Source organism: Amycolatopsis sp. CA-211722 (assembly GCF_056828465.1).
Genome location: NZ_CP184752.1, coordinates 3,936,206 through 3,948,602, shown reverse-complemented (window position 1 = coordinate 3,948,602; position 12,397 = coordinate 3,936,206). Strand labels below are relative to the sequence as shown.

9 protein-coding genes are annotated in these 12,397 nt (G+C 69.4%); 5 read left to right on the top strand and 4 right to left on the bottom strand.

Annotated elements, in window-relative coordinates; all coding sequences use genetic code 11:
* Nucleotides 1-31 precede the first annotated feature (31 nt).
* Nucleotides 32-688 (bottom strand): hypothetical protein, encoded by a 657-nt coding sequence (locus ACOCEP_RS19245; protein ID WP_482338976.1) that lies wholly within the window; start codon nucleotides 686-688, stop codon nucleotides 32-34.
* A gap of 143 nt (nucleotides 689-831) precedes the next feature.
* Between ACOCEP_RS19245 and ACOCEP_RS19240 the strand changes: the two genes are divergently transcribed.
* From ACOCEP_RS19240 to ACOCEP_RS19225, 4 genes are all read left to right on the top strand, one after another.
* A complete protein-coding gene (locus ACOCEP_RS19240; protein WP_482338974.1) occupies nucleotides 832-3,783 on the top strand; it encodes an AfsR/SARP family transcriptional regulator in 2,952 nt (983 codons plus the stop codon).
* Between the two features lie 112 nt (nucleotides 3,784-3,895).
* The gene (locus ACOCEP_RS19235) at nucleotides 3,896-5,128 is read left to right on the top strand and encodes a hypothetical protein (RefSeq protein ID WP_482338972.1); all 1,233 of its coding nucleotides are present in this window, start codon (nucleotides 3,896-3,898) and stop codon (nucleotides 5,126-5,128) included.
* Nucleotides 5,129-5,270: 142 nt separating this feature from the next.
* The gene (locus tag ACOCEP_RS19230) at nucleotides 5,271-6,656 is read left to right on the top strand and encodes an FAD-binding oxidoreductase (protein ID WP_482338971.1); all 1,386 of its coding nucleotides are present in this window, start codon (nucleotides 5,271-5,273) and stop codon (nucleotides 6,654-6,656) included.
* A gap of 94 nt (nucleotides 6,657-6,750) precedes the next feature.
* Entirely contained in the window at nucleotides 6,751-7,971 is a 1,221-nt protein-coding gene (locus tag ACOCEP_RS19225; RefSeq protein ID WP_482339762.1) for a glycoside hydrolase family 88 protein, read from the top strand.
* Between the two features lie 288 nt (nucleotides 7,972-8,259).
* Here the strand turns inward: ACOCEP_RS19225 and ACOCEP_RS19220 are convergent, their stop codons facing one another.
* Nucleotides 8,260-8,757, bottom strand: a complete 498-nt coding sequence (locus ACOCEP_RS19220; protein WP_482338969.1) for a DUF4396 domain-containing protein — start codon at nucleotides 8,755-8,757, stop codon at nucleotides 8,260-8,262.
* Nucleotides 8,758-8,993: 236 nt separating this feature from the next.
* Here ACOCEP_RS19220 and ACOCEP_RS19215 point away from each other — a divergent pair, with 236 nt between their 5' ends.
* Complete coding sequence (locus tag ACOCEP_RS19215) at nucleotides 8,994-10,010, top strand: autoinducer 2 ABC transporter substrate-binding protein (RefSeq protein ID WP_482338967.1); 1,017 nt, start codon at nucleotides 8,994-8,996, stop codon at nucleotides 10,008-10,010.
* 1 nt (nucleotide 10,011) lies between these two features.
* Here the strand turns inward: ACOCEP_RS19215 and ACOCEP_RS19210 are convergent, their stop codons facing one another.
* Entirely contained in the window at nucleotides 10,012-11,235 is a 1,224-nt protein-coding gene (locus tag ACOCEP_RS19210; protein WP_482338965.1) for a DUF6923 family protein, read from the bottom strand.
* 4 nt (nucleotides 11,236-11,239) lie between these two features.
* Complete coding sequence (locus ACOCEP_RS19205) at nucleotides 11,240-12,004, bottom strand: bestrophin-like domain (protein ID WP_482338964.1); 765 nt, start codon at nucleotides 12,002-12,004, stop codon at nucleotides 11,240-11,242.
* Nucleotides 12,005-12,397 lie beyond the last annotated feature (393 nt).

The following is a 12,397-nucleotide window of genomic DNA, read 5'->3' as shown; positions in this document are numbered from 1 at the left end:
TTTCGAAGTGGGGAAAGAACGGGGAGGGATTTCACGCGGCGTAATCGGTGATGCCGCCACTACAGGCTTCGAGCGTCGGATTGGCGGCGGCGTTGGCGACGCAGACCTTGTAGTAGACCCACGATCCCTTCGCGACCGGCACGGCCTTGTCGACGTGGGTGCCGTTGCCGCCGGAGGCCCAGACGTAGAACGGGCCGGCGCCGCCCTTGAGCCAGTAGGCGACCACGGCGGACTTGCCGTCGGCGTTCTTGTCGTAGACGAGGAAATGCGCGTCCGACGAACGGAACTGCCCCTCACCCGCGCAGACGCCGGTGGAGCATTCGGCGCTGCCGGAGCCGACCCCGCAGTCGGGCGCGATCCGCTGGTCGGAGCCGGTGTAGACGTAACCGTCCGAGATGTACCCGCCGAGCGCGGGGACGTAGTCCCACAACGTCGTGGTGCCCAGCGGACCGGTGACCGAGGTCCCGGTCGTCTGGCAGTCGATGGTCGCCGTGGCGCCGTTGGCCACCGTGCGCACCGCGGTCGAGGAGGTGCTCGGGGCGCGGCGGACGTTCAGCGGATCACCCGCCGTCTTCACGGTCCCGGTGGCCGCGGCCAGTGCGGGAGTGGCTCCGGCGAGGCCCAAGGCGCCCGCCGTCACCAGCACGAGAAAGAAACCGGCGAGCCGCCGGACACTTGAACGCTTCATGACCGCAGCGTCGACCGGCGTCGTACACATCGCGTACAAACGCCGGCGGCTGTCTGCACATGCATGCGAATGGATCTAGCCAACCATGGCGGGACGGCAATATTATCGGCGGATATGGGGCTCCTGCCGTATTGGCGGTTTAGGTGACTATTCTCGGGTTTCGCGTTCTCGGTCCGCTCGAAGTGGCGGTGGACGGGCAGGTGGTGCCGCTCGGCGGGCCCAAACCCCGGCTGCTGCTGGCCGCTCTCCTGCTCCAGCCCAACGTCGTCGTCTCCACCGAACTGCTGATCGAGGTCCTGTGGCCTTCGTCGGCTCCGCGGTCGGCGGCGGCGAACATCCGCACCTACGTCCATTCACTCCGCAAACGCCTCGCCGACCTCGACCCCGAACTCGGGGAGCGCATCGGCAGCCGGGCATCCGGCTACATCCTCAAGGCCACCGCCGACGAGATCGATCACATCCGCTTCGGCGAATTGGCCGCCCGCGCGCAGGACGCGCTCGGCCACGGGGAAGCCGAATCCGCCCTCGACCTGCTGGATCAAGCGGAAGCGCTGTGGCGCGGAGAGGTTCTCGAAGGCCTCCCCCACGACCACGGCTGGGGCGCGACCGTCGCCCGGCTGACGGAACTGCGGCTCGCGGTCCAGGAACAGCGGCTGCGGGCGAGGATCGAACTCGGCCGGACCGCCGAGGCCGTCGCCGAGCTGCGCGGCCTGGTCACCGAACACCCCCTGCGCGAAGAACTCTGGCAGCAGCTGATCGTCGCGCTACGGGCCGACGGCCGCACGGCCGACGCGATCGAGGCCTACGAAACGGCCGAGAAGGTGCTGGCCGACGAGCTCGGCACCGAACCCGGCCCGCGGCTGCGGGAGCTGCGGGCCTCGCTGGTCCTCACGCCGTCCGCGACCCAGGACGCGGTGGCCGCCGTCCTCACCGTGCCGATGACCCCGGTCTGCCAGCTGCCGCTGGACCTGCCGGACTTCACCGGCCGCGAAGAGGTGGTCGGCGCGCTCGTCGGCCTCTTCCACGAGCGTCGCGCACAGGGAAAGCCCGCGATCGCGGTGCTCTCGGGGGCGCCGGGGATCGGCAAGTCCTCCGTCGCGATCCGGGTGGCGCACGCGGTCCGTGACGACTTCCCGGACGGTCAGCTGCACGTCGACCTCGCCGGGACGTCGTCCTCGCCCCGCCCGCCGATGACCGTGCTCGCCGAGTTGCTCCGCGCGCTGGGCGTTCCCGACGCGGGGCTGCCGCGTGATCTTCCCGAGCGCGCGGCGTTGCTGCGGTCCCGGCTCGCCAACCTGCGGATGTGCGTCGTCCTCGACGACGCCGGCAGCGCGGCGCAGGTCCGCCCGCTGCTGCCCGGCGCGGGTTCCTGCGCGATGCTGATCACCAGCCGGGTCCGGATGCCGGACCTGGCCGGGGCCACCCCGGTCGACGTCGATCTGCTGCCCGAGGCCGAGGCCGCGAAGCTGCTCGAAGGCATCGTCGGCACCGAGAGGGTCGCGGCGGAGCCGGAGTGCGCGACCGCGATCCTGCGCCACTGCGGGTATCTGCCGTTGGCGATCCGGGTCGCCGGTGCGAAGCTGACCCACCGGCCGGGCTGGACGTTGCGCGTGCTGGCGGACCGGTTGCGGGACGAGAGACGAAGATTGGACGAACTCCGCGTCGGCGATCTCGCCGTGCGGGCGAGTGTCACCCTCAGCTACGACCTGCTGCCCATGTCGGCGGCGACCGCCTTCCGCGGCCTCGGCGGGCTCGGCTCGGTCCAGTTCCCCGGCTGGGTGGTCGCGGCCCTGCTCGGCCGCACGCACGGTGAAGACGTCCTCGACGTACTGGTGGACGCTCATCTGGTCGAACTCAGCGGCTCGGACGCCACCGGAGAGCCCCGCTACCGTCTGCACGACCTGTTGCGGTGTTACGCCCTCGAACTCCGGGCGCAGGACGTCCCGCTGAAGGCGCGCGACGCCACGAAACGAGTACTGGAGGGCTATCTCGCGCTCGCGGTCGAAGCCGCGGACCGGATGCCGATCCATTTCTTCGGGCTCTACCGGGACGACACGGCCGTCCAGCCCGCGCTGCCGCCGGGCACCGCGCGTCTGATCGAGGATCCGGCCGCGTGGTTCGCCGCCGAGCGGCACACCTGTGTCGCCGCCGTCCCGCTCGCCGCCGACCTGGGTTTCGACTCGCTGGCCTGGCGGCTCGCCGCCGCGCTGGCGCCGTACTTCGACCAGCGCGGTCACCAGGACGACTGGATGCACACGCACGCCGTCGCGCTCGCCGCCGCCCGCCGGTCGGGCGAGGTCCGGGGCGAGGCGATCATCCAGCGCAACCTCGGGCAGATCCAGCTGTATCAGGACAGCTACGCCGAGGCCCTGGTCGCGTTCGAGCAGTCGCAACTGCTGTTCGACAAGATCGGCGACACGCGGGGCGCGGCGATCGCGCTGGCCGGGCTCGGCACCGTGCTGCGGATCAAGGGCGAGGACACCGTCGCGCTGGAGCACTGTCACGCGGCGCTCGACCAGTTCTCGGCGGCCGGTGACCCGCACGGCGAGGCCGTCGCGCGGATCGCGATCGGCGCGGTGTGGCTGGCGCGGCGCCGGTTCGCCGACGCGGAACGCTGGTTCACCGAGGCGCTCGAGCAGTCCGCCCGGATCGGCGATCGGCACCGCGAGGCGCACGCGTTGAAACGGCTCGCCATGCTGCGCCAGCATCAGGGCAACCTCTCGGGCGCCCGGGAGCAGGTCGACCGGGCCATCGCGATCTTCAACGAACTCGGCGACGACCATTGCGTCGGCTACGCGAACCAGAACCTCGGCGAGCTGTATCTGCACAGCGGCGATCTGGCGCACGCGCAACTGCTGCTGGTCAATTCGCTGAGCGTGCACCGGCGCAACGGGGACCGCCGGTCCGAGGCCGAGGTGTCGCAGTTGCTCGGCGAGCTGCACGAGGCGCTGAGCCAGCCCGAACGGTCGCGGACGTATTCGGAACGCGCGCTGGCGTTGTGGCGGGAACTCTCCGCGCGCCCGCAGGAATCCGCGCTCGCCTCGCGCCTGCAGGAGGCGGCCGAAGCGTCGTACGACGGCTCGGCGAGCGCCTGATCGCGAGGTTCACCCACCGCGATCAGGTGCCGATTCGCGTTTGTATCGATCGTGTACACGCCCCGGCGAAGCTCCCTTCGTAGCAACCGAGAGTGCTCGAAGGGAGACCGGAATGGTCCGGACCGTGAAGGCCCGCCGGGTGATGGCGGCCGTGCTGGCGGTGCTGGCTTCGGGGGCGGTCACCGCGCTCGCCGCCAGCCCCGCGCAAGCGGCACCCGAAGGAAGCTGGCGTGCCGACCTGTCCACTGTGGACGGCGACGACGTCAACGTCCGTAGCGACGGCGGCGTGCTCAGCCTGGAAAACGCCGCCTGGCACAGAAAGCCCGACTCCGTCGGCAGCCAGGGTTACCTGCTGCTCGCCGAGCAGAAGCTCGGGAAGCCGGTCAACCGCGTCACCGCCCAGGTGACCGCCGACGCGCCGAAGGGCACCGAGGTCGAGGTCGACGTCCGGGGCAAGCTCAACTCCCAGGACTGGACAGAGTGGACGCCCACCGAGGGCGGCGCCGCCCAGCTGTCCGCTTCGGTCTCCACGGTCCAGGTCCGCATCGGACTGCGCACGGTGACCGACGGTGTGACCGCGAAGGTCAGCGACGTCACCCTCCAGGGTGAGCTCGGCCCGCAGACCAACGCGATCGGCGCGGCCGCCGCCGCGCTGACGTACAAGGTCTACGGCACCCGCGAGGGCCTCGTCGGCGGCACCACCGCCAACGGCCACGTGATCAAGTCCCGCGACCACTTCGTCGCCCTCCCCTCGGGCCGCGGCCTCGCGCCGAAGAACACCGGCAACTACACCGTCCGCGTCTGCCGCACCGACAACAGCCGCTGCGAGTACGCGCCGGTGTGGGACGTCGGCCCGTGGAACACCAAGGACGACTACTGGAACCCGTCGGCCACCCGCCAGATGTGGAAGAACCTGCCGCAGGGCAAGCCCGAGGCGCAGGCCGCGTACCAGGACGGCTACAACGGCGGCAAGGACGAGTTCGGCCGCAGGGTGGCCAACCCGGCGGGCATCGACCTCGCGGACGGCACCTTCTGGGACGGCCTGAAGATGACGGACAACGGCTGGGTCAACGTCTCCTACCTGTGGACCGGCTCCGGCCCGACCGGCGTCGTCAGCACCGCGGGCGACCCGATGAACGTCCGGGCCTCCGCGAGCACCAGCGCGGCGATCAAGGGCCTCGCGGCGAACTACGCGAAGGTCACCATCGAATGCTACGTCGAGGGCGAGACCGTCACCGGCAAGTTCGGCACCAGCAAGATCTGGAACCGGATCGGCCCGGGGCACTACATCTCCGACACCTACGTGCAGACCGGCTCGGACCTGCCGGTGGCACCCAAGTGCTGACGCACTCCTGATCGCGAAGGCCCGGCGTACCCCATAACGCCGGGCCTTCGCCCTTTCGTCCGCCCTTTTCTCCGCGCGGACGGACCTTGGGCCAGGGCGTCCGCCATCGAGACTTGCGGTAGCCACGACCTGAGGGGGTCCCATGAACACGCCCGAAACGACCACGCTGCGCGAAAAACTCTCCGGCACGGTGGTCACCGCCGCCGATCCGGGTTACGACGCCGCCCGCGCCGTGTGGAACGGCGACATCGACCGGCGCCCGGCGGTGGTCGCCGAATGCGCCACCCGCGAAGACGTCGTCACCGCACTGGCCTTCGGCCGGGACAAGGGACTCGAAATCACCGTGCGCGGAGGCGGGCACAGCTTCAGCGGTTCCGCCGTGGCCGACGACGGTCTGGTGATCGACCTCGGCGGGCTGCGGCGGATCACCGTCGACCCCGGCACCCGCACCGCACTGGTCGGCGGCGGCGCGCTCTGGGCCGACGTCGACGAGGCGACACAGCGGCACGGGCTCGCGACGGTCGGCGGCACGGTGAGCGACACCGGCGTCGGCGGCCTCACCCTCGGCGGTGGTTTCGGCTGGCTGACCGCGAAACACGGGCTCACGATCGACAATCTGCTCTCGGCGGAGGTCGTGACGGCCGACGGCCGGATCCTGCGGGCTTCCGAGGCGGAACACCCGGATCTCTTCTGGGCGCTGCGCGGCGGGGGCGGGAACTTCGGCGTGGTCACGGAATTCGAGTTCCGGCTGCACCCCGTCGGCCTCGCCGAGGTCGGGCTGTTCTTCTGGACGCTCGCCGACGCGACCGAGGCGATGCGTTTCGCGAAGGACGTGATCGCGACCCTGCCGTCGGGCACCGGTTCCATGCTCGTCGGGCTCAACGCGCCACCCGCGCCGTTCGTCCCGCCGGAGCTTCACCTCGCGCCGGGTCTCGCGCTGGTCGTCGCCGGCTTCGACGGTCCCGAACGGCACGCCCGGCTGGTCGAGCGGATCCGGGACGGGCTGCCCGCGGCGTTCGAACTCGTCACGCCGATGCCGTACGCGGATCTGCAGAAACTCCTCGATCCGACCGCGCCACGGGGAATCCTCGCCTACGAGAAGTCGCTGTACGTCGCCTCACTGTCCGAAAAGGTCATCGACCTGATCGCCGCGCGCCTGCCCGACAAGGCTTCGCCGACGACCGTGCTGCCGATCGTGCCGTTGCAGGACACGTTCTCGACGGTGCCCGACGACGCGACCGCGTTCGGCGGACCGAGGACGCCCGGGTTCGTCGTCGGGCTGGCGGCCACCGCCCCGACACCGGAACTCCTGGCCGCCGACCGGGCTTGGGTGCGGTCGTCGTGGGAGGAACTCCTGCCGCATTCCAACAACTACGGCGGCTACCTGAACTTCATGAACGAATACGACGAAGACCGGGTGCGCACGGCGTTCGGCGCGGAGAAGTACACGCGGCTGGCCGCCATCAAGGCGGTGTACGACCCGGACAACGTGTTCCGGCACAACGCGAACATCCGTCCCGCTGAGTGAGCCTTATATTCACAACCATGAACGGACTTCACAAGTTCGTAATCGTCGTGCGAAACTCCCGTGACGCATTTCCCACTGACGAATGGCGGGCATTGTGAGCGTTTCCCGGCGAACCCTGTTGACGACCGCTGCCGGTGCCGCCGTCGCGGCGACGACGATCACCCCGGCAGCGGGCGCGGCCGAAGAAACCACCGACAGCTTAAGGACTTTCCGCCGAACGGCCGAGTACGCGGTCGCCAAGCTGCGGGCCGTCGCGCCCGGCGTGACGGCCTTTCCGGAGATCACCCGGTTCGAGAAATGGACCTATTCGCAGAACGGCGGCTGGATCGGCGGATTCTGGCCGGGCACTTTGTGGCTCGCCGCCATCTACAGCGGTGATCCGCAATTCCGCACCCTCGCCATGGCGTCGGCGGAAAAGCTCGCGCCGCGGCAACACGAGACGCGGGACCACGACCTCGGATTCCTGTTCTATCCGTCGTGGGTGACCGGCTGGCGGCTCACCGGCGACGAGAAGTGGCGCACCGGCGCGCTCACCGCCGCCGCGTCCCTCATCCAGCGCTACAACGAAAAGGGAAGGTTCATCCGGGCATGGGGCGCGCTCGGCACGCCCGGCAACGCCGGCCGGGTCATCATCGACACGATGATGAACCTGGACCTGCTGACCTTCGCGAGCGAGCAGACCGGTGACCGGAAGTACCTCGACATCGCCGTCTCCCACGCGAAGACCACCGAACGGGTCTTTCTGCGCCCGGACGGCTCGACGCCGCACGTGTTCGACTTCGATCCCGGAACGGGCGCCGAGATCGGGCCGAACACCGTGCAGGGTTACAGCCCGACGTCCTGCTGGTCACGCGGGCAGGCCTGGGGGATCTACGGGTTCACCACGATGTACCGGCGTTCCGGCGACCCGCTGTTCCTGCGAGCCGCGCAACGCCTGGCGGATTTCGCGCTGCGCGCCCTCACCCCCGACAACGTGCCGGTGTGGGATTACCTCGCCCCGCAGGCGCCTCACGACGTCAAGGATTCCTCCGCCGGCGCGGTGATGGCGTGCGGCCTGCTCGATCTGGCGAAGGTCGCGAACCGGCCGCACTACCGCGAGGCGGCGATCCGGATCCTCACCGCGTTGTGCGAGACCTGCCTGACCACGAAGTCCACCCGCGCCGAGGCGATCGTGGCGCGCGGGACGCGCAACCGCCGGGCCGAGGACGGCGTCGAGGTTTCGTTGCCCTACGCCGATTACTACCTGCTGGAGGGTCTTCTGCGGGTGCTGATGCCAAAGGAGATCGACCAGGCGATCGACCTGTCGAGCGTCTGATCCTGCAAGGTGAGTCACTTTGCCGTGGCGATTGCCGAGTCCGTGAAGGCCTCCTTCACTACCCTGAGAGTCAATGCCAGGAACTCAAGGTCGGCGGGACGGCCGGGTTTCTGGCGTATTTCCCCTGGTCAGGTCGCACTTCAGAGAAGGCGGGATGACTCTGGCTGTGGCATCCGCGGGAAGCGGTCGTGGTCTCGCGTCGTTCGGTTGGTCGGAGGTACGTGAAGGCCCCCTTCATTGCGCTAGGCGCAATGAAGGGGGCCTTCACGTACCTCCGAGGCCGCGCGCTCAGTGCGCGTGGTGCCCCTCGTGACCACTGTGGTCACCATGCCCGCCGTGGTAGGCGTGGACCTTCGCGTGCCCCAGCCCGCGGCCGATCATCCACTTGTTCACCGGCACCGTCAGCACGAACGCGACGGCCAGCGCGAACGCGAGCGCGCCCCAGAACAGCAGGCTCCCCAGCCCCGCCTCCATCGCGCCGGGCACCACCAGCATGATCCCGTTGTCGACGATCTCCATGACCGCGATCGACACGGTGTCCGCGGCCAGCGCCACCTTGAGCGCGGTGCCGAACGGCAGGCCCGACTTCAGCACGCCGCGCATGGTCAGCGCGTAACCGAAGACGAAGGCGAGCGCCACCGCGAGGATGATCGTCGCCACATTGCCGAGGCCGAGCGCCGTGCCGATCACCATGCCGAGGACCTCACCGATCGCACAGCCGGTGAGGCAGTGCAGGGTCGCCGACGCCGCCATCGACCAGCTTGCTCCATGCCGTGTCTCGTTCATGCGGGACACCATACCCCCCACCCGTATAAACGGCGCAGTGATCCCCGTCTCGCGATCGCTCACCGTCACCCCCGTAGGCCGAACTGGTAATCGTCCCAGGTCGATGAACTCACTTCCGTAACCCTTTGCGCTCATCCGGTTGACCGGGGTAACCGGGAGCCCTAGTTTCGCCGGAGGTCTCCACCGCGCGTAGACCGATCGGCTGGTTCAGGTAGTTCCGTGACTATGGGGTGGAGATGCGAGGGCCGACGAAGACGCTCGTCGTTGCCACTGTGCTCGTTTTGGGCATGGTGTTCGGGCTGGCCGGCTGCGGCGGCGAGGAACCGCCGGAGACGGCGGCGAAGCCGATCCGGATCGCGTTCGTACCGAAGGTCGCGGGCATCCCGTACTTCGAGGCGATGAACACCGGCGGGCTGGCCGCGGCCAAGCAGCTCGGGGTCGAATGGAGCTCGACCGGCCCGGTCACGGTGGACCCCGCGGCGCAGATCTCCATCGTGCGCGGCCTCGTCGACCAGCGGGTGGACGTCATCGCGATCGCGCCGAACGATCCGAGGGCGATCGCCCCCGCGATCACCGAGGCGCGGACCAAGGGCGTCCATGTGATCACTTCGGACACCGACGCGCCGGGCACCGACCGCGAGCTCTTCGTCAATCAGGCGACCCCGGAGGGCATCGGCAAGGCGCTCACCGACGCCCTGATGAAGAAGATGGGGAACGCGGGCAAGTACGCGATCGTCTCCTGTGGCAAGACCGCCGAGAACCTCAACGCGTGGATCGCCGTCCAGCGTGCGTATACCGCTACGGAGTACCCCCATGCTCAGCTCGTCGAGACGGTCTACGCCGGCGAGGACAAGGACAACGCCACCGCGCTGGCCAAGGAGCTGATGGCCAAGTACCCGGACCTCACCGGCCTGGTCGGCGAGTGCACGACGTCCGCGCCCGGGGTCGCCGAGGCGGTGCGGTCGCAGCAGAAGATCGGCCGCGTCTTCACCGTCGGCGTCGGGACGCCGCAGGCGATCAAGCCGTATCTCCTGGACGGTTCCGCGTCGCTGTCGGTGCTGTGGAACGTCGAATCGCTCGGTTACCTCACCGCGTGGGCAGGCAAGCAGATCGCCGAGGGCAAACGGCTCGGCCCGTCGAACAAGGTCAACCTCGAACTCCCCGCGATCAAGTACGAGGAGGGCACGAAGACCGTGCTCCTCGGTGACCCGCTGCTCATCACGCGCGAGAACGTGGACCAGTTCAAGTACTGACTCACCGGGCCCGCCGGACGGCACCCGCCGCCGCGCCACCGCCCAGGATCAGCACCAGCGCGGTCAATCCCCACCGCCGCTTCTCTTTGGTGCGGGCAAGGGAATCGGTCTCCGCCGCCTCCTTCCGCTCCCTGGGCGCGGCCGAACGAGACGGCTTCGGCACGGGAGCGGGCGGCGGGATCACCTGAGGCGCGGGAGCAGGCGCCGGGCTCGACGACGGCGTCGGGGTCGGCGTCGGCGTCGGCGTCGGCGTCGGCGTCGGCGAGGAACTGGGGCTCGGCGAAGGAGACGGACTGGGCGAGGGCGTGGAAGACGGGGTCCTGGTGGGCGTGGGTGTCGGCGTGGGTGTCGGCGTGGGTGTCGGAGTCGGTTTGGGCGGTTCCGGTTTCGGCGGCTCCGGCGCGGTGAGACAACCCGCGGCGTCCGAACCCGCCAGCGGCGGGCCCGAACGCACCACGGTCACCTGCCCGCTCCGGTCGTGGCGGTAGAGCACGCTACGGCCGCCGATCCGGTTCGCCATCGCGTACAGGGCGCCGTCGCGGCCGAGCACGACGGAGCCGTAGACGTCGGCGGGCGGGAAACGCGCGTCCTCGGCTTCACGGACCTTGCCGGACGCCGGATCGATGGTGATCACGGCGCCCTTCCCGCGCCAGGTGGTGGACACGCCGTAGAGCAATCCGTTGTGGTACGCGAAATCGTTGACGTCGTGCGCGAGCGTGATCGGCCGCAGGAACACCGTCCTGACGATCCGCAGATACCGGTCCCCCGGCGACAAGTCCACTGTGTACAGTGTGCCGTTCCTGAGCAGGTACCAGGAATTCCCGCCGATCGCGCCGGCGGTCACCCCGGCGACGGGGCTCCACAACGGCAGCCGGTTGCCCGCGCGGGTGATCGGCCCGAGGTCCCGGGTCTTCCCGTCACGGTCGATCGTCACCGCGTGCGCGCCCCGGCCGAGTCCTTCCGCGACGCCGTAGACGAGGTTCCGCGTCGCGGAGTAACCGAGCGCGTTGAGCCGATAGCCCGGCTCGGTCACCCGCGAAGTGGCCCCCGATCCCACGTCGAGCCAGCGCAGCTTCGACTTCCCGTGCGACCCGGTCTCCGCCTGCACCACCAGGCACGACTCGGCGGCGCGCGCGGCCATCGGAGCCAGCAGTGCCGACGCCCCCACCAGACCGGCGACGGCCACCGTCGCCGCCGTCCGCGTCAGCCGGTCCACTGTGCTCACCGGCTCAGGAAATCCTCGCCAGCGCGGAGGTGAACGCGTCCGGCGGGATCCGCACCCCACCACCGAACGGGTTCTGCAGCTGGTAGATCGCGAACAGCAGCAACGTGACCGTACCGGCCAGCGTGGACACGATCACGAGATGCGCGGCCAGCCGGGTACCGCCGAACAGGTTGGGCAGCAGCGCCGAGACGAGGCTGCCGAGGATGAGCGCGAACCAGACGACACCGCCGACCCGGCCGCCGACGACCGCGTTGAGCCGGTCCTGCCGGGCCTCGTAGACCTGCCAGAGCTGGGTGGTCGCCTCGGTCTTGCGTTCACGGAACCAGTCGTCGTCCGACGGGGCCTTGTCCACCGCCTTGCGCAACCTGTCGAGCTGTGACCAGCCGAGATCGGGAAGGCTCGTCTGACCACTCGCCATCAGCGGCCATTCCTTCTTTTCGACCGTGGTGATGTACTCCGCGCTCAGCTTCCGCACCTCGTCCTTGACCTCGGTCCCCAGCGAGTCGGCGGCCCAGACGGCGGCGACCAGGCTGTCCGCCTCGTGGTACGAGCCCTCGCGCGCCGCGGTCGCGGAGTCGAAGAGCGAGATCAGGATGAACGCGACCAGGACGGCGTGCAGCCCGCCGACGATGGTGAACACCTGGCCGGCGGCGTCGTTGTTGTCGGGCCGTCCCTCGTCCCAGCCGAACCTGCGGACGAGATAGCCGACGAAACCCGCGAGGGCCGCCGCGCCGACAACCCAGGCGATACCGGTCAGGTAAATACCCATTCGAGTCCTTCCAGGCGGAGACTGCTGAAACTAGTTCACGCTTCCACGAGCGGAAAAGACCGGTTGAATCAATTCATACCAGCGGCGGACGAAGCTCGGCGGAGCATCACCGGCTCGGCCCAATTTCTCAGCACTCGAAACAATTTTCGACACACGCCGGAAAGGGGCGTCACCGGTCGGAGAGCGCGGCTTCACGACCGAGTGAGCGGCCACCACGAGAAGTCACCAGCCTCGCCGCTGACCGGCATTCCCCGTGGCCGCGGCACCCGAACGGCCGCTCACGGCCACGCGTCCGGGGCGGTCCGGCAAACAGGTGAACCTCTCCGTAGACCCGATCGAGTTGTTCGTCCGGGCATTACCCCTTGCTATGTTGACTTTGCGCCCGCCCCGCTC